Raw genomic sequence first — 26,468 nt, forward strand, 5'->3', positions numbered from 1 at the left:
TACGGGCGAGCGAAACGGCACGGCAATAGGTCGCCGTACGTCCCGCTCGCCGCACGGTCGCCACGTCAAAATGATCTGCCCATGTCGTCTCCGGCTTGCCGGGGACGACATTTTCAGTAGCTGAAGAAGGATCGATCCCCTGAAAGCGCGTACGGCCCGCATCTGGTCACTGATCCACAAATGGACCAGCCTTGTCTCGACCGTCTTTCTGCTGCTGCTGTGCCTCACGGGCCTGCCGTTGATCTTTCATCATGAGATCGACGAGGCGCTCGGCTATGCGCCGAAGATGGATGTGCATGTGCCCGGCGCGCCGAAGCTCAGCCTGGATGCCATCGGCCGCGCCGCGATCGCGGATCATCGCGGCAGTGTGTTGCTCTATATGGCCTGGGACAAGGACGAGCCCGGCATGGTCTCGACCTTCACCAACACGTCGGTGACCTCCGATCCGCAGACCACGGTGGTGAAGGCGTTCGATGCCTATACGGCAAAGCCCGTCGGTCTGCTCGGCACTGGCCCGATGCTGGTGATGTTGCGGCTGCATACCGACATGTATCTCGGGCTTCCCGGCAAGTGGTTCATGGGCGTTATGGGCTTCCTCTTCATGATCGCCATCGTCTCCGGCGTGGTGCTGTACTGGCCGTTCACCCGCCGGCTGAATTTCGCGGCGATCCGCAAACAGAAATCGCACCGGGTCTTGTGGCTCGACTGGCACAATCTACTTGGCGTGGTCACCATCGTGTGGGCGCTGGTGGTCGGCGGCACCGGTGTCATCAACGCCTATGCCGAAGTCATGCTCGGCATCTGGCAGCGTAATGAACTGGCTGCCATGGCCGCACCCTATGCCGGCAAGCCCACGCCGACGCAGCTCGCCTCGCTGGACAAGGTCGTCGGCAATGCCATGGGGACGACGCCCGGCATGGATCCAGCCTTCATCGCATTCCCCGGCACGCCGTTCACATCGACGCATCATTTCGCGGTCTTCCTGCGCGGCGACACGCCTTTGACGTCGCGGCTGGTGAAGCCGGTGCTGCTCGATGGCGAGACCGGCGAGGTGTCCGACACCAGCGAGCTGCCGACCTATCTGAAAGCCGTGCTGGTCTCGCAGCCGCTGCATTTCGGCGACTATGGCGGCATGCCGCTGAAGATCATCTGGGCGCTGCTCACAGTCTTCACGATCATCGTGCTCGGCAGCGGGCTGTATCTGTGGACGGTGAAGCGCAGCAAGGTCAGGCGCGGCGCGCGGCTGTCTGCCGGCGTGACGGCAGCGATCGGGCCATCGTCATGAGCGAGGTGCCGCAGCACAGAGCTAGCTGGTGGCGCGTGTTCGGCGCGCCGATCGTCATTGGCGTCTTATCGCTGGCAGGCTTGCTGTCGGCGCTGCTCGCCGGCGATCCCGGCCGATATTTTGCGTGGTTCGGCGTCGGGCTGCCGATCGCGATCGTGGTGTGGGCGTATTGCCGGAAGTGACATGAGGAAGCACGGCGGATGAGTGAAGCATCTTCCGCCACGTCTCCGGCATCCTAGCGCCAACGACGGATACGCATTCGGCTAATCCGCCCTAGTATACGAGGCTACCAGCGCCGATCCCAGTTATTGTTCCAGCCGTTGTTCCATCCATTGTCCCAGTCGTTGGGCTGACCGCGCATCGCGCGGCTCTGGCCGCGGCGCTGGTCGCCATAGGCCAGCATCGGGTTCTGCATGCAGTCGCCGCGCTGGCCGCTCACGGTGGCCATGCACTGGTTATAGGAGGTGAATGTACAGCTCGGATTGAAGCCGGTGGCCGAGGTGCGCGAGCACCATGGATATTCGCGGGCCATGGAGGGCGTGGCGCCCATCACGACCAGAAGTGCAGTTGCTGCCAGGATTGAGCGCATGTCGATTCTCCCTTGAGGTCTGAAATCGATAATGCGCAGCTTACATCGCCGTTCCCGCCTGCGACAGCGCGTCGTGATCACTCCGTCCTGCCGGGACTTCAAACCGCGGTGATGCGCATCAGTCCGTCAGTGTGGCTGCCATCGCATCGAGCGCTGCCCGTGCGGCCTCCGGCGCGATCTCGATTTGCAGCCCGCGCTGGCCGCCATTGAGATAGACCGTATTTTCCGACAATGCCGCCTGTTCCATGGCGACGGGCACGCGCTTCTTCTGTCCGAACGGGCTGATGCCACCGACGTGATAACCGGTCATGCGTTCGGCATCGGCCGGGCGCATCATCTTTGCGCTCTTGCCGCGAAAGGCCGCGGCCAGCTTCTTCATGCTGACCTCCTTGTCGGAGGGCACGACCACGCAAACCGGCTTGCCATCCACCTCGGCTATCAATGTTTTCAGCATGCGCTGCGGTGCAATGCCGAGCGCCTCCGCTGCCTGCAGGCCGATGCTCTCGGCGTCGGGATCGTAATCGTAGGTATGCAGGGTGAACGCGGCGCCGAGCCTGCTCAGTGTCTGCGTGGCGCGGGTGGTTTTCGACATGTGAGACTCAAGGAAATTGGAACGCTCGAGAGAATGGTGAACTCAGACGACCTCGGACACGGGCTGCATGTCGATAGCAAAACTTTCGAGGAATTTCGAGGTCATGATGTAGAAGCCGACCGAGAGCTGCAATTCCACCAGCGCGCCCGGCGTCAGCTTGGCTGCGATCGCCTTGAAGGTCGCGTCGGTTGGGCGATGCAGCGCGACGATCTCATCGGTGAAGGCCAGCGCTGCGCGTTGCGTGTCATCGAAACATGTCGCCGCCTGCCAGTTCTCCAGCGCGGCGTTCTGCTCCTCGGTGACGCCCACATAGCCACCGATGCGCTTGTGCGCGGCGATTTCATAAGGCGCCTCGCAAAGAATGCCGGTGCGGGTGATCGCCAGTTCGCGGATGACGGGATCGAGCTCGCCCTTGTTGCGGATGGCACCGCCGAGCCGGCAATATTGTTCGAGATAGCTGGGCGAATGCGCCATCATGCGGAAGATGTTGGCATTACGGTTCTTGCCGAGGATCTCGCGGGTGCGTTCGCTGGCTGCGGCGGGATCGCTGTAGTCGATGCGGGCCATGGGTCCTCCCTTGAGATCGCCGTCGCGCCCTCCTGATGGGGCGCGTTCGGGCGAATGGCCGTGCCGTTGTAGCCGAGCAGGGATAGCTCTGCCAGATCGCGATCGTCAGGCCGGCGTGTCGTATTCAACATTGCAGGCGCTTGCGCATAGTGGTCAAAGGGGGGCCCGTCATTCTGGCGGGGCCATGCGCCGGTCTCGATTCAATGACAAAAAGAGAAGACCCAAGGAACGTTTCGAGCGACGTTGCACCTCGCAAGACAGGTATTCGACTGTTCGTCCCCATCCTGGCGGGGGCACGGCTTGGCGAGCGCATGATTGCTTGCCTGGGTGCACTGCTGGGCATCGTGCTCACGGGACTGATCTGCCGATCTGTGCTGGGCGACAGCTCCAGCCTGCCGCTGATCGTGGCGCCGCTGGGCGCTTCCGCTGTGCTCCTGTTTGCGGTTCCCACGAGTCCGCTAGCCCAGCCATGGGCGATCATCGGCGGTAACACCATCTCGGCTCTGATCGGCGTTGCTGTCGCGCATCTCATTCCCGACCAGATTCTGGCGATCGGCTTCGGCGTATCACTCGCCATCGCCGCGATGTCCTTTGCGCGCTGCCTGCATCCGCCCGGCGGCGCCACGGCGCTGACGGCGATCATCGGCGGGCCTGTCGTGACCGCGTCGGGATATCTGTTTCCATTCGTGCCCGTTGGCCTGAACTCGGTGCTTCTGGTCGGGCTCGGCTATCTGTTCCACAAGATCTCGCGGCGGACCTATCCTCACAGGGCGCCGGTGCCATTAGCAAATCCGCATCAGACATCGGACATCAGCCCGGAGCTTCGGGTTGGCTTTCGCGCCGAGGATATCGACAAGGCGCTGGAAGCGCTCAGCGAGACTTTTGATATCAGTCCCGACGATCTCGAAACGCTGCTGCGGCAGGTCGAACTGCAAGCCATGTTGCGCTCGCACGGCACAATCCTGTGCGGAGACATCATGTCGCGCGATGTCGTCACGGTCGGATTGCGGGATAGTGCCGAGCTGGCCCGCTAGCGGCTGCTCCTGCACAATGTCCGCACGCTTCCCGTCCTGGGCAAGCAGGGACAGCTCGTCGGAACGGTCGGCCTCCGCGAGCTGATGAAAGAATCGGGCGATGTCGGAAAATCCATGTCGCCCGCAGCGACGGCGACGATGCAGACGCCCGCGGTGACCTTGCTGCCGACGCTGACCGATGGACGAACACACGCCGTCATCATCGTCGATCAGGACCGCATGATTCAGGGGCTGATCACCCAGACCGATTTGCTCAGCGCCGTCGCGAAGCTTGTTCCTGTTGCCGTGTAGGCGATTGTGCACCTGCAAGTCCGCGGGCGGAATGAAGCTGCAATTCGGTTGAACAATCTGTAGCTGGAGATATGGTCCTCGCGCAGCGTTAAAACTCACAGCGAGGCTGTCATGCGATCTTCACGAATTCCCGTTCTGAAGTTTGTGCTCGGCCTGGGCATGTTCGCCGCCGCGTTTTGCAGTGAGGGCGTCATCGCAGAGGAGGGACGGGCCGTCGTGTGGCCGACCCAGGGCTGGCAGACATCGACGCCGGAAGAGCAGGGCGTCGATTCGGCAGCGCTCGCCGCGCTGCTGGAGCTCGGAAGCCGCAACGATTTCGACAGCCTGCTGATCGTGCGTCATGGCAAGATCGTTCTGGATGCCTATTACGCGCCTTACACTGCCGATCTGCCGCACGTGGTCAATTCCGTCACCAAGGCCGTCATCGGCACGCTGACATCGATGGCGTTGCAGGATGGTCTCCTGAAGGGCACGGACCAGCGGATGCTGGCATTCTTCGGCGAGCGCAGTGCTGCTAACCTTGATGACAACAAGAAGGCGATCACGCTTCAAAGTCTGTTGGACATGACGTCCGGACTTGCGCGGGACGGCCGGGCCGGTGTCAACCGCTCATTGGAGTCGACGGCCGGCATGGAGCGGAGCCGGGATTGGATCCAGTACATTCTCGATCGTCCGATGGCTGCTTCGCCGGGAGACGGCTTCAATTACGATAGTGGAAATGCACATCTGCTATCGGCCATCCTTGCCAAAGTGACCGACATGAGCGCGGAGGACTACGCGAAAGCGAAGCTGTTCGGTCCGTTGGGCATCACGGCGTGGAAATGGCGGCGCGATCCGCAGGGCATCTCGACCGGCGGATACGGCCTGGCGCTGCATCCGCGCGACATGGCGAAATTCGGCTATCTATATCTGCACAACGGGACGTGGGAGGGCAAACCGCTGGTGTCGCCCGCCTGGATCGACAGAGTGAGCCACGCCACGGTGGACATGAAGCTCTCCTTTGCGCCGGAGTTTCGCTATTCGAACTTCTTCTGGGCGCGACCTGACCGCAATGTCTATTGGGCGAGCGGGCTGCACTGTCAGCTTGTGATGGTCTATCCAGCACTGGACCTCGTTGCCGTGACGACCGGCCGAGACAATTGCCCGGTGACCGACATCGTGGACGCCATCCCAAAGGCTGTCAGGTCCGAGACGGCAATACAGCCGGACCCTGCAGGCACTGCGCGACTCGCAAGCGTTGTTCGCGCCATTTCAACCGAGGCACAGGTGGAAGTTAAGGAAACGCCTCCGATCGCCTCGGCGGTATCAGGCAAGACCTACACCTTTTCGCCCAATCCTCTCGGTGTGAAGTCGCTGTCGCTGACATTCGTGGGCTCCCATCCGCACTATGATTTCGAAATCTATAGTCGCGATCCCACGAGAGGGGCTGAGAAAATCAGTGGCCCTCTTGGGCTCGACGGGCTGTATCGCAGAGGGGTGCCAACGGCATTTGGTATTATTGTCGTAAAGGGGAAGTGGCTCGACGAACATGCGTTCGAAATCGAGCGCAGGACCCTCGGCGAGGACGGCCGCATACGGACATGGACGCTGTCATTCGATGGCGACAAGGTCAGCCTTCGCGGCAAGAATTTTGAAGGTGTCGATGTTGCGATCGACGGTAAGTCGGGTGGTTGATCGCCGAAAGGCACGGGAAGTCCTGAGACCTCCCGTGCGGTCTTGCAGCGTCAGACCGGCATGATGCCCGGCGCCCGGCGCGGCCATTTGGCGATGACTTCCGGTGCCACGTTGAGATGTTGTGCGACGAGAGCCGGGGGCGTGTGCGTCAACCAGTCGGACAGCGACACTTCCTCGTAATGCGCCGTACGGAACACCTCGATGAATTGCAGGTCGGTGTCGCCGGTGTTCTCGATATAGTGGCCGAAGTTGCGTTTGACGTAGCCGACATCGCCCGCTGTGAAGTCGATGGTGGTGGCGTTCGGGCCGGAATTGAACAGGGTCATCCGCGCGCGGCCTGCGAGATAATACTGCCACTCGTCGGCGTTCGGGTGCCAGTGCATCTCGCGCATGCCGCCGGGCTTCACCGTCACCAGCGCCACCGCGATCGTCGCCGAAGCGGTGAAGTTGCTGGTGTCGGCAATCCGGATCTCGCCGTTGCGTGTCGATTTGACCGGCTTGGACGATCCAAGCGCATAGGTGAACGGATAGAGCGCAACATCCGCATCGCGATAGGACGAGGCCTGGTCGGCCGCGAGCGAACCGGGAACCGTGCCCTGGAAGATCCAGAGATTTTGCAGCGGGATTTTCGCGAAGCTTTCGACCGGCACGCCGAAATTCTTGGCGAGGATTTCCGGCGGCGTATGCGCGATCCAGTCCGACAGCAGCAGCGTATTGAACTCGTTGGCCTGACCGTCATCGAAGCAGATCACGAATTCGCAGCCATCGGGGCCCAGGCCCTGCAGCGAATGCGGCGCGCCGGAGGGGAAGTACCAGAGATCGCCCGCATTGACGTCGGCAACATAGGGCCGGCCCTGATTGTCGAGCACGGTCACCCGGCACGAGCCGTAAGTCATGATCGCCCATTCGCCCGCCTGGTGCCAATGCATCTCGCGGATGCCACCGGCGGTAAGCCGCATATTGACGCCGGAGATCGTGGTCGAGATCGCAAAGTCTGCTTGCGTCACCTGCCGGGCCCAACCGCCATTCTGGATGCGCCGCGGCGCATTGTTGAACGTGGCCCAGGGCAGTGCCATGCCGCCGATATCGGTCGCCGGCGGCAATTGCGAGGATGGAAACTGGCCGGCGATGACGGGATTTTGCGGGCCGGGATCGCTCAGATTGTTCGGCCCCTTGGCGTTGATCGCACCCTGCGGCGGCGGATCCGGATTGCCGAATGTCGCGGCCTGTGCCGATGCTGCGGCGCTCATCACGATGCCCGATGCTGTTGCTGCCATGAGATCTCTCCGTGAGAACATGGGACGTCCTCCTGTTGCGACGCAGATCATGCGTCATGATTGTCGGATCGATGAAAGCGATGCGCGCCGGGTACGCCCGACGCGCGCTGTTAAGGGGAAAGAAACAGCTCTACTTCTTGACGCCTGCGGCTGCGAGGATCAGGTCGGCGACTTCCTTCGGGTGCGACACCAGCGAGAGGTGGCCGGCATTGAGTTCGATCGTCGTCGCATTCATGCGCTTGGCGAGGAAACGCTCGAGATCTGGATTGATCGTCTTGTCCTCTTTCGACACCGCATAGAATGATGGCTTGTCATGCCACGCAGCTGCGGTGGTGCGGCCTGCGAAGATCGATGCGGCGGTCGAGCCCTGCACAGCATAGAGCACTTCGGCTTGCTTGCGCGGAACGCCATTGGCGAAATATTTCAGGAACGAGTCTTCGGAGAGCTGGGTGTAGCCATCATGGGTCTGGATGCCGGCGCGCACCTCGCCCGTCGGGAATTTGCCGGACAGCGCCACGAAGTCCTCATTGGCGTCCGGCGCGCGGGCTGCGACATAAACCAGCGCCGAGACCTTCGGGTCGGTGCCGACGTCGCTGATCACCGTGCCGCCCCAGGAGTGGGCGACCAGCACGGTCGGGCCGTCCTGCAGCGCCAATGCGCGGCGCGTCGCGGCATTGGAGTCGTCCAGCGAGCTCAGCGGATTTTGCACGGCCGTCACATGGAGGCCTGCCTTCTGCAACAGCGGAATGACTCCGGCCCAGCTCGATCCGTCGGCCCAGGCGCCGTGCACCAGAACCACGTTCTTGGCTTTCACGGGCGCTGCGGTTGCAGCCTGCGCCATCGGCGCCGTCAGCAGGCACATGGTCGCCATCAGCATCGCACGCAGCGTCATCTTGGAGAGGGAGTTCATCAGCATGGTATCACCATTCGGTTGCCCGGCGATTGTTTCGGCCGGAGGGACAAGGGAAGCATGGATGTTGCACTTGACGGGCTCGCGCCGGTCAGCTCGAACGGGAGCGGATCGGCATGACATTATCTGGTCTATGGGATGGCGAGGCCGCGGTGAATCGGACGGTGGTGTGCAGCCGGCATACCTAGGTTTATGGCTACGAATACGCAGGGCCCGCGCCGACTGTTACGTCGGCGACCCCAGCGGTAACGGAATGGTGAGGGCTACAGGATGATCGACTATGTCACCGTGGATGTGTTCACGGACCAGCGTTTCGGCGGCAACCCGCTGGCGGTCGTTCCGGATGCGCGTGGCATCGACGATGCGCTGCTGCAGAAGATCGCCGCCGAGTTCAACTATTCAGAAACGACCTTCGTGTTTCCCCCGGGTGATCCCGCGCATACCGCACGCGTTCGCATCTTCACGCCGACCGATGAGATTCCGTTCGCCGGTCATCCCAATGTCGGCACTGCCTTCGTGCTCGGCCGTCAGGGCACGGCCTTCGGCAAGCCTGTCGGCGATCGCATGGTGTTCGAAGAGAAGGCGGGCCTCGTCCATCTCGATCTGTTGCGCGATGGTGGGGAGGTCATCGGCGCCGGCTTTGTCGCGCCGCAGCCACTCACGATGCATGGTGAGATTGACCGTGGCATGATGGCCGCCTGCGTATCACTCGCGCCCGATGCCATCGTCACGTCAACGCACGGGCCGCGCATGGTGTCCGTCGGTCTGCCTTTCGCGGTGACCGAACTCGCCAGTCTCGATGCGTTGGCGTCCGCACGGCCAAACACAACGGCCTTCGAGCAGGCCGAACGGAAACACCGGCATCACGACGATCGTTTTTCGGCCTTCATCTATGTCCGGATTGGCGATGGTTTCGATCGCCTGCGCGCGCGGATGTTCGCGCCGCTCGACAACGTGCCCGAAGATCCGGCCACCGGCAGCGCCTCCGCGGCGCTCGCGGCCTATCTCGTCACGCTCGACCCGCGCCGCGATGCGGTCTGTGGCATCACCATCGAGCAGGGCGTTGAGATGGGGCGACGCAGCCTCATTGAGGTCGAGGTGCGGAAGCGTGATGGACATGTCGAGAGCGTTCGCATTTCCGGCCGTTGCGTGCCGGTGATGCAGGGCCGTATCGACGTGTAGCGTGAGGGCCACTACGGCATGTTGCCTGCTTCGTTGCCGGTGACCTCGATGTAGTGTGATGTGCCGCCAGATCGATCGCCCGTCAGCCAGGACCAATTGAAATCAATGGTCAGAAGGCCATCATGATTTCGGGCTATCCGCCCGGACGATTGGCCGCTGAGAAGCTGGCCGTCGGTGGTCAGACATTGAAACAGCAATTCGATCGTGTCCGGGCTGGTACTTTTCCCTGCGATCTGTCCGACAGAGATGTGACCGCCTTTATAGCCGCCGGTTACAGTTGCTCCATCGCTTGAGTATTGGAACGTCGTTGCGGCAGTCGACAGGCCTTCCGCATTGCCGGTCGTGACAAAGCTGCGTCCGTCCAATTGTTCGACGAGCGTCTTTGCGGTTTCATCGGAACTGTTGTTATCCATGCGCACCTCGCTATCTGTTGACATAACTTCACGCCCCGTCCGGCAGATCTCTCACGCGCCACAGGGCCAGCGACTTGTCGGCATAGTCGCCGGCAGCTTCCGTACAGCCTTCGTTGATCACGGCTAGGGGAGCAGGAAACAGGAATGGTGCGTGCTGCAGATTGAGCACGCGCCAGTCACCGTCCTCGATATCGCGATTGGCTGATGCGTCGGGAAATGTCGTGGTCAGCAGCCAGTGGGTGCCGGAGCGTTTCAGATTGGCGATGGCGCGGTGGATGTTGGCGAATGACAGATGCACAAAGCAGTCGCGGCACAACACCAGATCCACAGCGGGCAGGGGATCGCTGACGAGATCGAGGCGGGCAAAATCGATATGGCCTGCATTGCCATAGTGCGCGGCATTAGCTGCCACGATATCCGGAACGATATCGGCGCCGAGATAGCGGATACCACCGAGGTCCATCTGCGCCATCCAGGTGAAATCGCCGCAGGGCAGATCGAGGATCGATTGCACCCGCAATCGCCGCAGCAATTGCGTGAGGTCGCGGCGGAGTGACGTTGTTGCGTCGAGTTCGGAGCCGAGGCCGGATTGCGATTTTTCAGCGCCCCACAGATTGGTGCGATAGATCAGCTCGAAACGCGTGGTGAGATCGAGCCCGTCGAATTCGCAGCGCCGCTCGGCGAAGCGAATTTCGGCCAGAACCGGTGTGCGTCGCCTCGATCTGTCCATTCGCGTGCCCGCTGCAGCAACGGTAAATCAGAGTTCCGTAGCCAGCTTCGATCTGAAGTTCAGCGTTGTAAATGCTCGTTAAACACGCTCTGGAATCATTGTTCTTGTAATTCGGCTGAAATCATCTATATTGCAGTTATTCGAATATATGCTCTGGCTTGTTGACCGCGCCGTAATCGGCTCCATTCCCCAAGACATCGTTGAAATCGGATCGGGCTCACGCGATGTCGCGTAGGGCTCGCGCATTCGCACATCTTGGAGAATAGTTATGGCAGTCGGTACAGTTAAGTGGTTCAACGCGACCAAGGGTTTCGGTTTCATTCAGCCTGATGACGGCGGCCAGGATGTGTTCGTTCACATCAGTGCAGTCGAGCGCGCTGGATTGGGTTCGCTCAATGAAGGCCAGAAGGTTTCTTTCGAAGCCAAGGCTGACAAGATGCGCGGCAAGACCAGCGCGGAAGATCTCCGCGCGATCTGAGCTTGAAGGTCCTGAAATTTCCACGGATGTACTGGGATTTCTCGACCAACAAGTTTTGCGTCGTCTGATAGATTTTGAATGACTGAAGCCCGTCGGTGATCATCACCGGCGGGCTTCATGCTATACGCATGATCATACGCCCGATTTCAGCGTCCCATATGAGGATCGATCAAGATGATTGAACGTCTGGATACGCTCAAGGCGGCGCATATGCGCATGATCGAGGAACGTGATGCGCACGCGAAAGTGCTGGCGGCACCCTTCAACCGCGATAATGCGGAACGGGCTCGCATGAAGTTTGTCGAGATTCAGAACGTGATCGACGCCATCGATCGCGCCATCCTGGGTGAGCAACCCGTCCAATAGTGCCGGCTCTAGCCGATCAACGCCCGCAGTTCCGCAATCATCTTCGTCGTCTCAAACGGCTTGCCGAAGAAGCGGCTGTCGTCGGGCAGATCGTTCTTGGCGACCTGCAAATGGCCGGAAACGATCACGATCTTGATCGGTGGCCAGCGGTTGCGTACCGCGTGGGCCAGTTTCAACCCGTCCATGCTTCCAGGCATCTGTACGTCGGTGAACAGCAGAACGATGTCGTCGCGCGTTTCCAGAATTCGCACGGCCTCGTCGGCATTGTTGGCCTCGATGGCGAAGAACCCGGCTTCCTCGACGATGTCGGCCGCGTGAATACGGAGCAGAGGCTCGTCCTCGACGATGAGGACGGCGGGCCGCTGCATGTCACGTGCATTGAGTTCTTGGAGTGATGCCATCAAAATTGGTGTCACCTTTCGTCGGGCACCGAAGCCAGATCGCTCAATCTGGTTTCGAACCGACATGTGAGCCCTTCGGGCAAGAATTCGATTTTGACGGAACTGCCGAAGTCGGCAGACAGCGTACCTTCGATCAGTCGTGAGCCAAATCCACGTCGCGTCGGCGGCGCCACGACGGGGCCGCCGGATTCGCGCCACACGAAACCTAACGCCGGCCCGTCGCTGCCGGTGTGACAAGCCCAGTCGATAGTGATCGTTCCGTCCGGAACGGACAATGCACCATACTTTGTGGCATTGGTTGCGAGTTCATGCAGCGCGAGCGCCAGCGACAGCGCCTGCTTGGCCGTCAGTTCCACCTCGGGGCCCGAGACGCGAATGCGCTTTTCGCCCGTTCGATGCGGCGCGAGCGCGCCAGCGATCACCGTGGGCATCGACGCGCTGGTCCAGCTCGATTGCGTGAGGATGTCATGCGCCTGGTTGAGCGCGGCCAGACGCGCATCGAAGATCGTGCGCGCATCTTCCTTGGTCGCGGCAGTCCGGAACGTCTGACTGGCGATGGCGCCGACCATGGCCATGGTATTCTTCATGCGGTGCTCGAGTTCGCGCGTCAGCAATTGCTGTTGCGCTTCGGCGCGCTTCAGCTTGCCGATATCGCGAATGGTTCCAATGAAGCGACTGACTTCGCCGTTCTCGAATTCCGCACGGCCCTTGGCCGAGCACCAGCGCTCGATGCCGTCATCGAGGCCGATGGTGCGGTATTCGATGTCATAGGCCTGCGGTCCGTCCAGCTTCATGGCGTCCAGGCACGCCTTCTCCGTGACGTCGCGATCGTCGGGATGAAGCCCTTGCAGGAAGACGTCGAACGAGATCGGCTTGCCGAAGGTGAGGCCGAACAATTCGTAGCAGCGCCGGTCCCATTGCAGCACGCCGGTACGCGGGTCGAGATCCCAGGTTCCAGTGTCGGCGGCGTCGAGTGCAAGTCGTAGCTGGCTTTCGCTGGCCTGCAGCGCCACATCCACGGCACGCGATGCAGTGATATCGCGCGACACCGAAAGCAGCTGATGCGGTTTTCCATCGGGGCCGGGAATGGCGGTGACGGTGACATCCCACCATTTCGGCGTGCCGGCCATTGTGGTGGCGAAACCCTGGAAGTGTCCGGTACGCCCAAGCTGAGCGGCTCTTACAGCCGCCTTGGCGTCGATATTGCCCTGATCCTGCCAGAAGTCCGGCCATGAACGGCCCTCGATCGCGCCGAAATCCGTGACCTCCATGATGCGCTGGCCGCCCTCGGTCATGAAGATGAGGTTGCCGTCGAAATCGAGAACCTTGATGCAGTCGCCCGATGCTGCGAGCAAACTTCGCAAGAATGAATTGGCGTCCTGAATGGGTCCTAACGATTGATCCACGAATACCCCGGGAGCTGCGGCTCCGATCGCAAAAATACGCTGCAACGAAATACGACCGCAAACAGATACGGTTGCGGATGTACGCTAACAGGTCTTCGAGCAAACGTGCCAGACCAGACCGGGTTCCGGCTCAATCGCGGCGATGCCGCGTGCGTCGATTTACGCTGAGGTCGATATAGCCTCCGCCGCGCTGCCGTCGTGCCACAGCCACGCGCTGACCGCGCCACTGCGGCCGCGGATCTGGACTTCGGTCGGGCCGCTCAGCGCCCCCGTCGCGCGCACCGCACAGTCCGCTCCCGCGGCGCGCAGCAGGTCGTCGCTCAGGGCCACCTTGGCGCCGTGGCTCGCGGCGACCTCCATGAGCCGGCTGGCGACATTGACGGTATCGCCGGTCGCGGTGATGTGCTGGTAGCTGGCGCCGCCGAGACGCGATGCGACGATATCGCCGAAATGTGCGCCGATCTTGAATCCGATCTGGCTGGCGATCTCAGGCGGAAGACCGGCGATCCATGTGCCGGTGCGCGTCGTCAGTTCGATACAGCAGCGCACGGCACGGGCGGCATCGTCATCGGCGACCACAGGCAATCCGAACAGGATCATCGCGCCGTCGCCCATGAAGGTTGTCACCACACCACCATGGGCGAGGGTCACCTGATCGATCATGGCGTGGAAGGACTTCAGCAATTCGCGCACCGCATCTGCGTCGAGTGTCTCACTGAGCGCGGTGAAGCGCGAGATATCGATGAAGATGACGGCGGCATGCTGATGCACCGGCTGCAACAGATAGTCCGGATCCTTGATCAGCCAGTCGCGCAGGCCCGGCGCCTGGAACTGGCGCAGCAGATCGCTGCGGGCGGCGAAATGCTGCACGCTGCGCCGGCTGCTCCAGATCTGCAGCGCGCCAAACGCCATGGCCGGCGGCACAGCCGCGGCCAGCGGCAATGCAGCGCTCATCCAGATGCCATGGGCATAGGCGACGGTGTTGATCACGGCCCACAATGCGACGACGGCGACAATCGCAATGAGGCCGACAGCATTGCGCCGCCAGGCGAGCAGGGCGATGCACAGCATCGCCAGGACGATCGCAAAGCCGGCATCGAACAGCCGGATGGATGTATTGCGCAGCAAGGTGTCCTTGGCGAGCAGATGCGTGATTGCGGTGGACACGACTTCGACGCCGGGCATCACCGGATCGAACGGCGTCGAGAAGAAATCGCCGCCGCCGCTGACGGTGACGCCGATGGCGACGACGCGATCCTCGACATCGGCGCGGCGCAGTTTGCCCGCCAGAACCTCCGATGCGCTGATCGTCCGGATCGTGCCGCGCGGCCCATAGAAAGACATCGGCAACAAATGGCCGACATCGGTCGGGACATGGGTGCCGGCGAGGGAGAAATTATACTCGCCAATCTGGGCATCGTCGCGAGAGGCGGCGGATGCGACGCGCAGTGGCATCGACACCATTACGCGGTCAGCCGAGCGCATCAGCATCGGCATCGAGCGCGGCACGCCGCTGCTGTCGGTGTTGAGATTGACCGCGCCGACCGTGGCCTGATCGGCGAAGATTTTCAGCGGCAGCAGAAATCCCGACGCCACCGGCAGATCCGCAAGCGGACCGGACTCCTTGGTGGCCACGGTCTGTTTGGACTCGCTGAACAGCGCCGCCGCGGCGATGACGGTGTTGGTCTTGCCGAGCGCCTGCGCCAGTGCGGCATCGCTCTCTGCTGCGCCGGCATCGACCAGCAGCAGATCGAGAGCGAGCACTTTCGGTTTGTAGCGTGCGATCTCCTCGATGATCGTCGTCAGCGTGGCGCGGGGCAGCGGATAGCTGCCTTGTTCGCGGGCGATCCGATCGTCGATCGCGACGATGGTGACGAGATCGGGCGGTTTCTTCACGCCGCGGATCTGGATGCGCAGGTCGGTCAGCGTCGCCTCTAACCGGTCGAGAAAGCCGACATCGCCGCGGTTGTGACCAAAGGCCAGCGCTGCCGCCCACATGCCCGCCAGGATCATGGCGAGCGGTGTCTGCAAGCTGCTGGCCTTCATCATCGTTTGTATCCGGGCCGCCTAACGCCCAAGCCTTGCCATCAATGCGGCGACGCGCGGCGCGGGCCAACGCTTGATGTCGAGTGGCGTCGCCGAGGTATCGACATCGACGCCTTCACCGGGGCCGAGGGTTACACTGCCGGGGCCGGTCACGCGCCTGACGCCGACACGACCGGTCTCGACGAAGACGGAGGTCTTGCTGCCCTCGGCGTCCACCGCCCACCTGGTGCCACGCACGGCGGCGATTGCTTGCGGTGTCATCACCTCGAAGGTTTTGCCGGCCTTCTGTTTGGGGGCCTCGATGAAAATGGCCTTGCTTTGCAGGTCGACGCCGTCGACACGGCCGTTGCGGTCGCGGTCGAGCAGCGTGAAACGCGCTCCGTTTTCAGCAACGATCGTCACGCCGCCGCAGTGCAGGGTTTGCGGACCGCTGACCGGTTGGCTCGATGTGCAGCCGGGGCCGGCCTGCTGCGCCGATGCAGCGCTGCCATACAGGCACGCCGCAGCGACGATGGCCGCCGCCAGCCTGATTGAATGGGTCATGTTGGTTACTCCTGAACGCCACATCGGTAAGGCGGGCGGCGGCCGATTCCGTTCAACGTCAGCGGGCGAGCGGCGTGATTAACGCTCGGAGGTACCCATATAGGGCGACGCCGCGGCACAACGAGGGCAGATCCAACCGGGATTGCCGATCTCACGACCATGTGAGATTGAGAGGCATTCTCAGTAATTGGGCCGCGAGCGCTGCCGCAATCTCGCCACATCGCCCCGGATTTTCAGGGGATATCAAAGGTTTGCATGAGGCTAACGAAGCCATTTTCGGGGCGTTCGTGCTTGTTTTCCCCCCGCGCTTCCTTTATTCCCGTTTTGCATCGCAGACAGCGTCCTGGAAGACTTGGGTAACCAAGATCATTGGCCGCGTTTAGGCGGATGCCTGGGCGTGATCCGGCAAACGGCAGACCGTTTTCCGCGCTGATCACGCTTCGACGCGTGTATTTTCAGAGGACTAGCGCCAAATGGCCAATGTTGTCGTCGTCGGCGCCCAGTGGGGCGACGAGGGTAAGGGCAAGATCGTTGACTGGTTGTCGGATCAGGCGGATGTCGTCGCCCGCTATCAGGGCGGCCACAATGCCGGTCATACGCTGGTCATCAATGGCCAGACCTACAAGCTGGCGCTGCTGCCGTCCGGCGTCGTGCGCCAGTCCAAGCTCTCGGTGATCGGCAATGGCGTGGTGTTCGACCCGCAGGCCTTCGTCGACGAAGTTGCCAAGCTCCGCGGCCAGGGCGTCGATGTCGGCCCGCACAATCTGCGCGTTGCCGAAAACGTCACGCTGATCCTGCCGCTGCACCGCGAACTCGATGCACTGCGCGAGAATGCCAACAAGGCCACCGCCATTGGCACCACCCAGCGTGGTATCGGCCCGGCCTATGAAGACAAGGTCGGCCGCCGTGCGATCCGTCTGATGGATCTCGCCGATCTCGCCACGCTGCCGCACAAGGTCGATCGCCTGCTGACGCATCACAATGCGCTGCGCCGCGGCCTCGGCCTCGCAGAATTCAACACGGCTGACATCGTGAAGGAGCTCTCCGCATTCGCGCCGGTGCTGCTGCCCTACGCTGAGGCCGTCTGGCGGCTGCTGGACAGCAAGCGCCGCGAAGGCAAGCGCATCCTGTTCGAGGGCGCGCAGGGCGCGCTGCTCGATGTCGATCACGGCACCTATCCCTATGTCACCTCGTCCAACACGGTTGCTGCGCAGGCGGCGACGGGCACCGGCATGGGCCCGGGCGCGGTCGGCTATGTGCTCGGCATCTGCAAGGCCTACACCACGCGCGTCGGCCAGGGTCCGTTCCCGACCGAACTGCTCAACGAGATCGGCGAAGAGATCGGCCGTCGCGGCAAGGAATTCGGCGTCAATACCGGGCGCAAGCGTCGCTGCGGCTGGTTCGATGCCGTGCTGGTGCGACAGACTGTCCGCACCTGCGGCATCAACGGCCTCGCGCTGACCAAGCTCGACATCCTCGACGGCTTCGACACCATCGAGGTTTGCGTCGGCTACAAGCTCGACGGCAAGGAAATCGACTATCTGCCGGCCGGTGAAGGCGCCCAGGCCCGGATCGAGCCGATCTACGAGACCATCGAGGGTTGGAAAGAGCCGACCGCCAACGCCCGCTCCTGGGCCGATCTGCCGGCGCAGGCGATCAAATACGTGCGCCGGATCGAGGAACTGGTTGGCTGTCCGATTGCTTTGCTTTCCACGAGCCCGGAACGCGAAGATACTATTCTGGTGCAAAACCCGTTCGAGGCTTAACGGACTGTTACCGGATAGCCTCCAAATTGATGCACCCGCAACATTGAGTCGAGATGGCTGATTACTACCCGTTGATCGCCCGTGCCATCGCCGGACTGGACCCCAGTGCTCCCGGTGAGCAGCGGCGCGCGCTCTATGAGCGTGCCCGCACGGCTCTGATTGCCCAGTTGCGCAGTGTCGAGCCGCCGCTCAGCGAGTCAGAGATCACTAGGGAGCGGCTGTCGCTCGAAGAGGCCGTCCGCAAGGTCGAATCCGAAGCTGCCCAGCGCGCTCGCGATGCGTCGCGGCCTGCGGGGGCTGGAACGACGGGCGACGGCAAGCCGCGCGCCGGCGATGCTTTCCGCAATGCCGGGCCGCGTGCCGGTGCCACGCCGGCCGAGCCGTCGCCGCGCGGCCGCCAGCCGATTACGCCGACGCCGGCGTCTCCCCGCGGGCCGGAAGAGCCGCGCCCGCCGCGCACCTTGCGCGTCGATCCGCCACCGATTCCGAAGCAGCAGTCGCCCAATGCCGGCCCGCAGGATCCGAACGGTCCGCCAACCCGCGAACGATCAGGCACGCCGCGCCGCTTCGAAAACAATCCGGCGGCCCCCCCGCCGGCCCGCAACGACCGCGGCGATCAGGGCGATGCCGCCATGCGCGGCTTCCGTGACGTCACCGCCGATGTCGACGATCTCGGCCGCGCCGCCGCGCAGGCCAACCGCGCGGCGCGGAAAACTTACGCCAACGTGCCGTCGCCGACGCCGGAATTCGATCGTCTCGAACCCAGCATGGAAGCGCGGAGCGAAGCTTTCGGCTACGACGAAACGGCTTACGACGACCAGGACGGCGACGAGTCGCAGGTGCCGCCGTCGCGCATCAAGGATTCCAAGGGCAAGAAGGCGAAGCCGCCCAAGCCTCCGAAGCCGAAGCGCGTCAGCGGCGGTTTCCCGTTCAAGACCGCGCTTCTCATCGGCATCGTGATGATCCTGATCGGCGCCGTGATTCTGGGATGGCCGACGATCAACAAGATGGTGCGCGGTTTCGCTGGCGGTTCGGCGCCCGTCGTCACCGACAACAAGGATGCGCCGCTGGCGCCGCGGCCGAAAATCGCTGATCGCGTCGGTCAGCCGTCGTCGTCGGATCAGATCGCGCCGGTCGCGCAGCGCGTCGTTCTGTATGACGAGGATCCGGCTGAGCCGAAGGGCCGGCAATATGTCGGCACGGTGGTCTGGCGCACCGAGCAGATCAAGGGCACCGGCGGCAAGCCTGGTGACATCGCCGTGCGCGCGGACATCGAGATTCCGGAACGCAAGTTCAAGATGACCATGTCGTTCCGCCGCAACACCGACACGTCGCTGCCTGCCAGCCACACGGCCGAACTCACTTTCGTGCTGCCGCCCGATTTCGCCGGTGGCGGTATCGCGAACGTTCCGGGCGTGCTGATGAAGTCGAACGAGCAGGCAAGGGGCACGCCACTGGCGGGCCTCGCAGTCAAGGTCACCGACGGCTTCTTCCTGGTCGGTCTCAGCAATGTCGAAAGCGATCGCGCGCGCAACCTGCAGCTCCTGAAGGAGCGGTCATGGTTCGATATTCCGCTGGTCTATGCCAACCAGCGCCGCGCCATCATCGCTATCGAGAAGGGCTCGCCCGGCGAGCGTGCCTTCAACGACGCCTTCGCGGCCTGGGGCGAGTAGCAGATCAAGCGCGCTGGTCAGCCGCTCGTGATCTGCACCGATCTCTCCACGTCATGCCCGGCCTTGAGCCGGGCATCCACGTCTTGAGCCGTGCCAAAGGAAGGCGTGGATGGCCGGGACAAGCCCGGCCATGACGAATGAGAGTGCATTGCCTGGACCAACAAATCGATGTTGAGGCTACGGTTACTTGCCCTCAAAGCTACCCGCCTGCGTCACCGCTCCGTCGTTTCACGTCATTCCTGCAGCCAGAACTGCTTCAGCAGAGGTTTGCAGGCCCGCTCTCACCATCGCGCTGTCACGCTGCCGAGAACGGTGCGCCCCTGCGTGAAGGTGCAGGTCCCACCGTTGCAGATCGGAACACGCTCGTCCGACAGATTGCGCGCATTCACGGCCAGGCGCATGCCGCGATAATCGTAATGCGCACCCGCATCGAACGCCGTGATCGCAGGATTTCTGAGCGTATTAATGTCGTCAGCCCAGGTCTGTCCGATCCAGCGTGCGCCAGCGCCGACACCGAAGCCCGCGAGCGGGCCGGATTGCCAGGTGTAGTCGAGGAAGATCGCCGCCTGCTGAGTGGGCACGCCGATCGGCACCTTGCCGAGATCGAAGCCATTGCTGCGGGTCACGGTCGCGTCGGTGTAGCTGTAGGAGGCGATGCCCTTCAGCCCCGGCATCAGCGCCATCACCGCCTCCAGTTCGGTTCCGCGTGAGCGGATCTGGCCGGTCTGCACCGAGTACAGCGAACCGAAGACCGGATCGGTGGTCAGCACGTTGTCCTTGGTCAGGTTGAACCAGGTTGCCGTGAAGTAACTGTTCCAGCCGAGCGGTTGATATTTGATACCGGCTTCGAACGATTCACCGGTCGTCGGCGCGAAGGGCGTCGCGCCGCGCCCGGGCGCCGTCGTGCCACTCTGCGGCAGAAATGACGTCGCGTAGTTGACGTAAGGCGCGAGCCCGTTGTCGAACAGATACAGCAATCCTGCGCGGCCTGTGAACTTGCTTGGGTCGCTCGTGGTGGTCACGCCTGACAGGTCGTCGTGGTTCGAGAGTTCGGCAAAGTCCTGCCGGCCGCCGATGGTCAGCCGCCAGCCGCCCAGTGCCATCTGGTCCTGTGCGTAAAGTCCGAGCTGGCCGAGCGTCTGGCTGTTGGCGCTCATAATCGACAAAGGCAATGTCGGCACCGAAGTGCTATAAACAGGATTTGTCAGGTCGAGCGACGGACCGGCGCCTGCATAGTAGCCAAAAGTCGTTCCCTGCCGGAAGTAATCGACTCCGGCCAGGACCGTATGCTTGATCGGGCCGGTTGCTAATCTGGCTTCGACCTGATTGTCGATATTGAAGGTGTTCAGGCTTTCCTTATAGGTCGACGCGTAACGGTTCAGCGTGCGGCCGTCGGGAGAGAGACTGAGTGCATCGATCATGTTGCCTTCGAACGACACGTGCCCGAGCCGGACGTTCTGCCGGAACGTCACAGCCTCATTGAAGCGATGTTCGAGCCTGTAGCCGACCGAGGCCTGCGACTGCGTGAGCGCATCGAATGACGGATCGCCGAGACGAATATTGGTCACCACGCCCGTCGCCGGGTTGCGCAAATAATACGGCCACATCGACGTCTTGCTGCGCTCGTATTCGGCCAGTACCGTGAGCGTCGTGTCTTCGCCCAGCTTCGCGGTGAAGCTCGGCGCCAGAAACACGCGATCGTCCCAGGTGCCGGGAATCTGTGTGCCGCTGTCACGCACCAGGCCGGTGAAGCGATAGAGCAGCTTGTCGTTGTCGAGCGTTGGCCCGCTGAAATCGAAACGGCCCTGATAGCGATTGAAATTGCCGATATCGAGCCCGGCTTCGTTGAGCCGCTTCTCTAGCGGCATCTTGCTGACATAGTTCACCATGCCGCCGGCTTCATTGGCGCCGTACAGCACCGAGGACGGACCGCGCATCACTTCGAGACGCTCGGCACCGTAGGGTTCGTTGCGGAAATAGGCGAAGGAGCCGTTACCCTGCCGCAGGCCGTCGCGGTAGTTGCCGTATTGGTTAGCTGCAAATCCGCGGATCAGGAACTGGTCGTAGCGGGCATCGTAGCCATAGGGCTGGGTTTGCACGCCCGCCGTATAGGCTAGCGCCTCACCGACGGTCCGCGCGCCCTGGTCGCGCATCTGCTCCGGCGTCACCACTGAAATTGACTGCGGCGTCTCGATCAGAGGCGTATCCGTTTTGGTGCCCGTGGCGCTTCGCGTGGCCACATAGCCCTGAACGGGGCCCCATGCGGATTCCACCGCGCGGGCGCCCGGCACATTGCTCGGCGTGACTGTTCCCTGACGCGTGGCTGTGCGCGCCGCCCGTGTGGCGGTGCGCGACGCGCTGCTGCGCGCAGTGTTCTTGGGTTTGGCGCGCCGGTCGGCGCTGCCTTGAACGATGACCGGATCCAGCTGCGTGGCGCGCGCTGAAGGCAGCTCCGTGCCGGTGGCTTGCGCCAGCATTTGTGCGCTTGCTTGCGCTGACATGCCTATCAACAAGACAATAGAACTCGCTGCACCAAGACACATTGCCTTGGTGACTTTTCTTTCGACGATCCCCACCGATAACGCCCCGCATGTCGTTCGGACCAACTGGGTCCGATTCCTTGCGCGTGCTTAGGGCATCGCTTCGCACGTGGCATCACTGCCATGTTAGAACTTCTCAAGACTGGAATCTCTAGAATTTCAGGAGCGTAGCCTTGACAGATAAAGCGGTACTCAAATTCTCGTCTACCGGCAGCTAAAGCTCCTCGCCTGCGTCACCGCGCCGCCGTTCCACACCGTGCGCAGCGGATAGACGCAAGCCGGATAGCTCAACTTGCTGTCGCGCGACGTCAGTGCGATCTCGCCGGGAGCCACACCCTTCTCGACCCAGTCCGTCAGCGCGGTGAAGAACTGATCCTGCTCGCGCGTCGGCGTCTGGTTGGCATTGCCGGGTAGTTTCGGCAGCGGCACGGAGTCGTTCTGGCCGCCCACGGTATAGGCGCGGCCCTGCGAGCTGTGGGCCGAACCGGGCAGCAGATACATCCGCATGAACTTCTGCACCTCGGTATGACCGCCCATCTGTGCGGCGACGCGCTCGTGATAGTTGACGTTACCGGCGGGCGGGATCGCGTCGTCGACAAGGCCGCTATAGACGATGATCTTGCGACCGAGATCGCGCAACTTGCCGAGATCCGCCTTGTCGGTGCCGAGATTGCTGAACAGGGTTGGCTGCAAGGCAAGGTTCTTGTTCACCGTATCGGCCAGGTCGGCATAGCTGAGCTCCTGCCACTTGTTGCGTTCGGTGGTCGAGCCGTTGTTGAACGGAATGTCCGACGGGGTGGTGGCGCTGGCAGCGGCGGCGTAGCGGACGTCCTGCAGGGCCAGGGCCACGCTGCCGGCGGCTGTACCGGTGATCTGGCTGCCGATCGCCGTGGTCCTGGTGAAGGCCCACCACACCTGTTTCGTGCCGAGCACCTTGCCACTACGGCTGTGGGAGCTTTGCGCGGCGTCATAGCTGCCATCGGGCGTTGCGCCGAACCAGATCCTGTCGAGTGCCATCGCTTCCTTGATGCTCATACAGGTTGCCGCATCGGCATTGCTGCCGGTGACGCCCTGGCCAGCCTCGCCGCTGCAGAGGGCCGCGGCATCGCGTGCGGGATCGTAGTCGCAGGCGAACGGATCGAGCAGGAAGCCGATCCCGGCCTTGTCGCAGGCGGCGAGGGCACGTTTGTTGGCGGCGTCGATCTTGGCGGCGAAGGCGGTGGCTTTCGGCTTGTCGAACGCTGTGAAGCCGAGCTCGGTCTTCATCACGATCTGCGGATACAGCGCAGCCGTGCCGAATTGCGGGATGTTGAGCGCCGGCTGCGCGATCATGTAGCCGTCATAGAGCTCGGGATAGTCCTGGGCGATCTTCATGCCCTGCCGGCCGCCCTGCGAATGGCCATCGTAATAAGCGTAAGCCGGCGCCTTGCCGTAATAGAGCGTGACGAGCGCTCTGGTCTTGACGGCCTGCTCCACCATGGCGCGGACCGAGAAGTCGCGGAACGCCTCGGCATTGACCTTGCCGTCGGAGAGGAATGTGAAGGAGCCGTCCTGATACCAGGGTTGTCCTGCATCGGTGGTGCCCGAGGCATAACCCATATTGGCGTTGACGAGGGCGGGCACCTTGCTGCCGATCTTGTCGACAGTGCGATGGCCACCGCCGACCCAGCCGCCGCCGCCGTAATTGCGGATGCGCGTGTTCCAGTTCGCCGGTGTCGGCAGCCAGATCTCGATGCCGATGCCCTCGGACCAGGAGCGCGCAGCCTTGTCCTTTTCCGCCGTGAAGCCTGGCCCCACCAGAAGCTTCACAAGGCACATGTCCGCCGCCATGGTGATCGGGCGAGGCGAATCCTGCGCGACCAGTTCCTCGCCCTTTTTGATCGCCCGCACCGCCACCACTATGGTGGCCTCATCGGGATGAAATGCAGTCTTGATACCGTCGTCGCAGGCGAGCTGTTGTGCGGAAGCGGGGGCCGTGGTGCCGCATAGCGCGGCAAACAAGGCTATCGCCGTCACGACGGCACGCGCGCGGTTGTCATCATGGATGATGTGGGGGGCTGTCGACATGGCGTTTCCCGTCTGTTTTATTTTTGAGTTGGGGTGAGTTCTCCTCACTTCGCCCCTGCGATCAACTACCAAAACGATGTCGGAACGTAACATTATGTTAAAAAATGCCCGCGGATTGGGCCTACAGCGAAGTGATTTGACCCCGTATGGTCGCCTGCTATCCACAATGATCCATTCTCCCGCCATGGACCCCCGCATGACCACGCGCCGACAAGTCATGAAATTGGCCGCCTTCGCCGCCAGCCAAACAGCGCTGATGGGCGCGGTGCGTGCCGAGGGTGGTGTCGATCTCGGCGCGGCCGCGTCGTCACCGCTCCCCTTCGCGCAACAGACGCCGATGCGTATCGGCGCCGCGGCGCTGCGTGTCCGCGACCTCGGCAAGATGCGGACCTATTACACAGACCTGCTGAAGTTCGACACCATCAGCGCGGACAAAACCGAGGTCGTGCTCGGCGTCGATGGCGTGGCGCTGTTGCATCTGATCCATCGGCACGATGCGCCGCTGGAAGCGCAGACCACCGCCGGGCTGTTTCACACCGCGTTCCTGATGCCGAGCCGTGCCGACTTCGCGCGGTGGCTGGTCCATGCCGCGCTGGCGCGCACGCCGTTCGATGGCTTTGCCGATCATCACGTCAGCGAAGCCTCCTATCTCACCGATCCCGAGGGCAACGGCATCGAGGTCTATTCGGACCGGCCGCCGTCGGCGTGGACATGGACCGGCGACATGGTCACCATGGGGACCGACCAGCTCGACATCAACAACATCGTGGCGCAGACGGACACAACCCGCGATCAGTATCACACCGCGCCGAAGGCGCTGCGTATCGGCCACATGCATCTACGCGTCGGCGATGTCGCGCGCGGGCGCAGTTTTTATGAGGGGCTGATCGGGATGGAGCCGACGCGGCTTGGCCGGCCGGGTGTCGCATTCCTGTCGTCAGGTCGCTATCACCATCACATCGGCATCAACACATGGCAGAGCGCCGGCAGCGGCCCGCGCAATGCGCAGGAGACCGGGCTGGCCTGGTTTTCGCTCCGTATTGCCGATGATGCTGTCATAACTGACCGCAAGCGCCGCCTTGCGGCGGCGGGCCTGTCAGGCGAGTCGATCGCAGATGGCATTGCGATCGCCGATCCCTGGGGCACCCAGGTGCGGCTCGTGAAAGCGTAACCCCTGGCGGTCATTCCGGGTTCGCGACCGTCGCCTGACGGCGCCGCTTCGCGCCCGAAATGACAGCTAACCTCACGCCTCAGCCAATTCGAAATACCGCGGCGCGTCACGCCAGCCGTGGGCCGCAGCATGGAGCGCCTTGGCGCGATAATCCAGTTCGAGATCGCAGAGCATGCCGCGCATCTCCAGATCGCTCTCCTCGCGGGCGAGGCGGTTGCAATCGTCCGCGCGGTCTCTGAAATAATTTTCTGACATAATCATCGGTATCGTTTTCCATCGGCTTCGATGGAACTTCGCCGCCCGGTTTGGCGAAGACGTGGCGGCATGCCATCAAATACGTGGCAGTTCCCGCTTTTCGCGTTGCGAAAGATTGCGCAGCAACGTTACGGCGCGCCGTTGGCGCCTGCGGTCACGGCATGCGACACGAGCGCATGGGCGTCGGTGATGCCGCCGGCCGCATGGCGCACGATGGTCTCCGCCATCATCGCCTTCGTCGCCGGCGTACGATGCTGCACGGCGATCTGCTGCACAGCGATATCCAGCACCTGGCGCAGCGTGGCCACATAGTTTGCGTCGAACTTCGGTGTCGGGTCGGTTGTCATGATACACTCCGTCGTCTCGAGCTGCGCGGACCATGCTGGCGCATTGGGGCGTATCTTGGCCCGTGCGATGAAACGTCGATGACGGCTGGTGACATTGTTTTGAAGTGTGGGCGTGAACCTTCACGCGGTGTTGCGCGACATCGCGTCGCGCGCATTGCGCTGCACACCAGAGCGCAAAAAGGGATCGATAAAATCTTTAGCAAGTGTGAAGCCACGATGACGTCGCGTGCACATTCGCGCGATTGATGACCCCTGCCATTTTGTTGAATGGGGCTTGATCAAGCGCCATTCCCGAATGCGGCCTATCGCGCGTCGAGGCGTCGGTTCGCGGATGTTTGCACGGGCGCCTTGCAGCAAGGCGTCCGTGCTCCGCTTATGGGCGCGCCGCTTACCTCAGCGAGATGGCGAGGCCCGAGAGATCGGCATTGACCATCAATCCGGTCTGGCGGCCGCTCAATTCCAGCAGCGCGCCCTTTTCGTTGGTGAGCACGATGGCGCTGACGCCGCGGCCGACGGCAGCACCCGCGCCGCCTGCGCCATAGACGCCGGCCACATCGCCCGGGCTGTTGATGCGGCTGACGCGGCCGGACAGATAGGTCTGCGACGCGCCGAAGACGAGGCCCGCGCTCAAGCCGCCGATCGACAGCGGATAGGTCCGCCCGCGAAAGGTCAGCGTGCCCGAACCGCCCGACGCGCCGATGAACCAGCCGCCCTTCAGCACATTGATGCGGATCGTGCCGCTATCGGCGAAAGCCGCGGAGGACAGGCTTGCGCCGATCAGCGCGAGGGCGGCGACGAGGGTGGTGCGGAAAAGCGAGCGCGACATGGGGGTGTCCTCCGAGGGATGATTCGTTGGCGCAAGGCG

General features: G+C 62.6%; 25 protein-coding genes and 1 pseudogene. 10 read left to right on the forward strand and 16 right to left on the reverse strand.

Annotated features, from left to right (window positions below):
* Positions 1 to 172: 172 nt before the first annotated feature.
* Both AB7783_RS00265 and AB7783_RS00270 read left to right on the forward strand, forming a co-directional pair.
* Complete coding sequence (locus tag AB7783_RS00265) at positions 173 to 1,285, forward strand: PepSY-associated TM helix domain-containing protein (RefSeq protein WP_441279619.1); 1,113 nt, start codon at positions 173 to 175, stop codon at positions 1,283 to 1,285.
* A complete protein-coding gene (locus AB7783_RS00270) occupies positions 1,282 to 1,467 on the forward strand; it encodes a hypothetical protein (protein WP_441228797.1) in 186 nt (61 codons plus the stop codon). The genes AB7783_RS00265 and AB7783_RS00270 overlap by 4 nt, the downstream gene beginning before the upstream one ends.
* Positions 1,468 to 1,571: 104 nt before the next feature.
* Here the strand turns inward: AB7783_RS00270 and AB7783_RS00275 are convergent, their stop codons facing one another.
* The 3 genes from AB7783_RS00275 to AB7783_RS00285 form a co-directional block, all read right to left on the reverse strand.
* Entirely contained in the window at positions 1,572 to 1,874 is a 303-nt protein-coding gene (locus AB7783_RS00275) for a DUF3551 domain-containing protein (protein ID WP_184513891.1), read from the reverse strand.
* Between the two features lie 118 nt (positions 1,875 to 1,992).
* The gene (gene ybaK, locus AB7783_RS00280) at positions 1,993 to 2,466 is read right to left on the reverse strand and encodes a Cys-tRNA(Pro) deacylase (protein WP_441276465.1); all 474 of its coding nucleotides are present in this window, start codon (positions 2,464 to 2,466) and stop codon (positions 1,993 to 1,995) included.
* A 42-nt stretch (positions 2,467 to 2,508) separates the two neighbouring features.
* The gene (locus AB7783_RS00285; protein WP_441276466.1) at positions 2,509 to 3,033 is read right to left on the reverse strand and encodes a carboxymuconolactone decarboxylase family protein; all 525 of its coding nucleotides are present in this window, start codon (positions 3,031 to 3,033) and stop codon (positions 2,509 to 2,511) included.
* A 203-nt stretch (positions 3,034 to 3,236) separates the two neighbouring features.
* On the opposite strand from AB7783_RS00285, the pseudogene AB7783_RS00290 reads away from it, so the two are divergent.
* A pseudogene (locus AB7783_RS00290) lies at positions 3,237 to 4,358 on the forward strand (HPP family protein).
* A gap of 111 nt (positions 4,359 to 4,469) precedes the next feature.
* Positions 4,470 to 6,032, forward strand: a complete 1,563-nt coding sequence (locus AB7783_RS00295; protein WP_441276467.1) for a serine hydrolase domain-containing protein — start codon at positions 4,470 to 4,472, stop codon at positions 6,030 to 6,032.
* A gap of 50 nt (positions 6,033 to 6,082) precedes the next feature.
* Here the strand turns inward: AB7783_RS00295 and AB7783_RS00300 are convergent, their stop codons facing one another.
* The gene (locus AB7783_RS00300; protein ID WP_441276468.1) at positions 6,083 to 7,330 is read right to left on the reverse strand and encodes a cupin domain-containing protein; all 1,248 of its coding nucleotides are present in this window, start codon (positions 7,328 to 7,330) and stop codon (positions 6,083 to 6,085) included.
* A gap of 109 nt (positions 7,331 to 7,439) precedes the next feature.
* The gene (locus tag AB7783_RS00305; RefSeq protein ID WP_439062716.1) at positions 7,440 to 8,201 is read right to left on the reverse strand and encodes an alpha/beta fold hydrolase; all 762 of its coding nucleotides are present in this window, start codon (positions 8,199 to 8,201) and stop codon (positions 7,440 to 7,442) included.
* Positions 8,202 to 8,489: 288 nt separating this feature from the next.
* On the opposite strand from AB7783_RS00305, the gene AB7783_RS00310 reads away from it, so the two are divergent.
* Positions 8,490 to 9,401, forward strand: coding sequence for a PhzF family phenazine biosynthesis protein (locus AB7783_RS00310; protein ID WP_441276469.1), 912 nt, complete (start codon positions 8,490 to 8,492; stop codon positions 9,399 to 9,401).
* A gap of 11 nt (positions 9,402 to 9,412) precedes the next feature.
* Here AB7783_RS00310 and AB7783_RS00315 read toward each other — a convergent pair whose 3' ends face one another.
* Positions 9,413 to 9,814 (reverse strand): hypothetical protein, encoded by a 402-nt coding sequence (locus AB7783_RS00315; RefSeq protein ID WP_210269199.1) that lies wholly within the window; start codon positions 9,812 to 9,814, stop codon positions 9,413 to 9,415.
* Between the two features lie 28 nt (positions 9,815 to 9,842).
* The gene (locus AB7783_RS00320) at positions 9,843 to 10,544 is read right to left on the reverse strand and encodes a class I SAM-dependent methyltransferase (RefSeq protein ID WP_441276470.1); all 702 of its coding nucleotides are present in this window, start codon (positions 10,542 to 10,544) and stop codon (positions 9,843 to 9,845) included.
* Between the two features lie 268 nt (positions 10,545 to 10,812).
* Here AB7783_RS00320 and AB7783_RS00325 point away from each other — a divergent pair, with 268 nt between their 5' ends.
* Positions 10,813 to 11,022, forward strand: coding sequence for a cold-shock protein (locus AB7783_RS00325; RefSeq protein WP_068731259.1), 210 nt, complete (start codon positions 10,813 to 10,815; stop codon positions 11,020 to 11,022).
* 174 nt (positions 11,023 to 11,196) lie between these two features.
* Entirely contained in the window at positions 11,197 to 11,388 is a 192-nt protein-coding gene (locus AB7783_RS00330; RefSeq protein WP_315840903.1) for a hypothetical protein, read from the forward strand.
* Positions 11,389 to 11,396: 8 nt separating this feature from the next.
* Here AB7783_RS00330 and AB7783_RS00335 read toward each other — a convergent pair whose 3' ends face one another.
* The 4 genes from AB7783_RS00335 to AB7783_RS00350 form a co-directional block, all read right to left on the reverse strand.
* Positions 11,397 to 11,756 carry a response regulator gene (locus tag AB7783_RS00335; RefSeq protein WP_089263577.1) on the reverse strand — a complete coding sequence of 120 codons (360 nt, stop codon included), beginning with the start codon at positions 11,754 to 11,756 and terminating at the stop codon, positions 11,397 to 11,399.
* A 44-nt stretch (positions 11,757 to 11,800) separates the two neighbouring features.
* A complete protein-coding gene (locus tag AB7783_RS00340) occupies positions 11,801 to 13,153 on the reverse strand; it encodes a sensor histidine kinase (RefSeq protein ID WP_441276471.1) in 1,353 nt (450 codons plus the stop codon).
* A gap of 201 nt (positions 13,154 to 13,354) precedes the next feature.
* Positions 13,355 to 15,244 (reverse strand): CHASE2 domain-containing protein, encoded by a 1,890-nt coding sequence (locus AB7783_RS00345; protein WP_441276472.1) that lies wholly within the window; start codon positions 15,242 to 15,244, stop codon positions 13,355 to 13,357.
* Between the two features lie 18 nt (positions 15,245 to 15,262).
* Entirely contained in the window at positions 15,263 to 15,784 is a 522-nt protein-coding gene (locus tag AB7783_RS00350; protein ID WP_441276473.1) for a FecR domain-containing protein, read from the reverse strand.
* A gap of 473 nt (positions 15,785 to 16,257) precedes the next feature.
* On the opposite strand from AB7783_RS00350, the gene AB7783_RS00355 reads away from it, so the two are divergent.
* Together AB7783_RS00355 and AB7783_RS00360 are read left to right on the forward strand one after the other, a co-directional pair.
* A complete protein-coding gene (locus AB7783_RS00355; RefSeq protein ID WP_089261652.1) occupies positions 16,258 to 17,550 on the forward strand; it encodes an adenylosuccinate synthase in 1,293 nt (430 codons plus the stop codon).
* A gap of 53 nt (positions 17,551 to 17,603) precedes the next feature.
* Positions 17,604 to 19,223 carry a hypothetical protein gene (locus AB7783_RS00360; protein WP_441276474.1) on the forward strand — a complete coding sequence of 540 codons (1,620 nt, stop codon included), beginning with the start codon at positions 17,604 to 17,606 and terminating at the stop codon, positions 19,221 to 19,223.
* A gap of 281 nt (positions 19,224 to 19,504) precedes the next feature.
* Here the strand turns inward: AB7783_RS00360 and AB7783_RS00365 are convergent, their stop codons facing one another.
* Together AB7783_RS00365 and AB7783_RS00370 are read right to left on the reverse strand one after the other, a co-directional pair.
* Positions 19,505 to 21,724, reverse strand: a complete 2,220-nt coding sequence (locus AB7783_RS00365) for a TonB-dependent siderophore receptor (protein ID WP_441276475.1) — start codon at positions 21,722 to 21,724, stop codon at positions 19,505 to 19,507.
* A 243-nt stretch (positions 21,725 to 21,967) separates the two neighbouring features.
* Positions 21,968 to 23,830 (reverse strand): tannase/feruloyl esterase family alpha/beta hydrolase, encoded by a 1,863-nt coding sequence (locus AB7783_RS00370; protein ID WP_441276476.1) that lies wholly within the window; start codon positions 23,828 to 23,830, stop codon positions 21,968 to 21,970.
* A 196-nt stretch (positions 23,831 to 24,026) separates the two neighbouring features.
* Here AB7783_RS00370 and AB7783_RS00375 point away from each other — a divergent pair, with 196 nt between their 5' ends.
* Entirely contained in the window at positions 24,027 to 25,001 is a 975-nt protein-coding gene (locus tag AB7783_RS00375) for a VOC family protein (RefSeq protein ID WP_441276477.1), read from the forward strand.
* Positions 25,002 to 25,073: 72 nt separating this feature from the next.
* Here the strand turns inward: AB7783_RS00375 and AB7783_RS00380 are convergent, their stop codons facing one another.
* The 3 genes from AB7783_RS00380 to AB7783_RS00390 all read right to left on the reverse strand — a co-directional run bounded on the left by AB7783_RS00380 (position 25,074) and on the right by AB7783_RS00390 (position 26,429).
* Positions 25,074 to 25,262: a hypothetical protein gene (locus AB7783_RS00380; protein ID WP_068731284.1), complete on the reverse strand. Its 189-nt coding sequence runs from the start codon at positions 25,260 to 25,262 to the stop codon at positions 25,074 to 25,076.
* Between the two features lie 122 nt (positions 25,263 to 25,384).
* A complete protein-coding gene (locus AB7783_RS00385; protein WP_068731389.1) occupies positions 25,385 to 25,603 on the reverse strand; it encodes a hypothetical protein in 219 nt (72 codons plus the stop codon).
* 388 nt (positions 25,604 to 25,991) lie between these two features.
* Positions 25,992 to 26,429 carry a hypothetical protein gene (locus AB7783_RS00390; protein ID WP_068731288.1) on the reverse strand — a complete coding sequence of 146 codons (438 nt, stop codon included), beginning with the start codon at positions 26,427 to 26,429 and terminating at the stop codon, positions 25,992 to 25,994.
* Positions 26,430 to 26,468 lie beyond the last annotated feature (39 nt).

The sequence above is a fragment of the Tardiphaga sp. 172_B4_N1_3 genome (genome assembly GCF_052076035.1).
GTDB lineage: Bacteria > Pseudomonadota > Alphaproteobacteria > Rhizobiales > Xanthobacteraceae > Tardiphaga > Tardiphaga robiniae.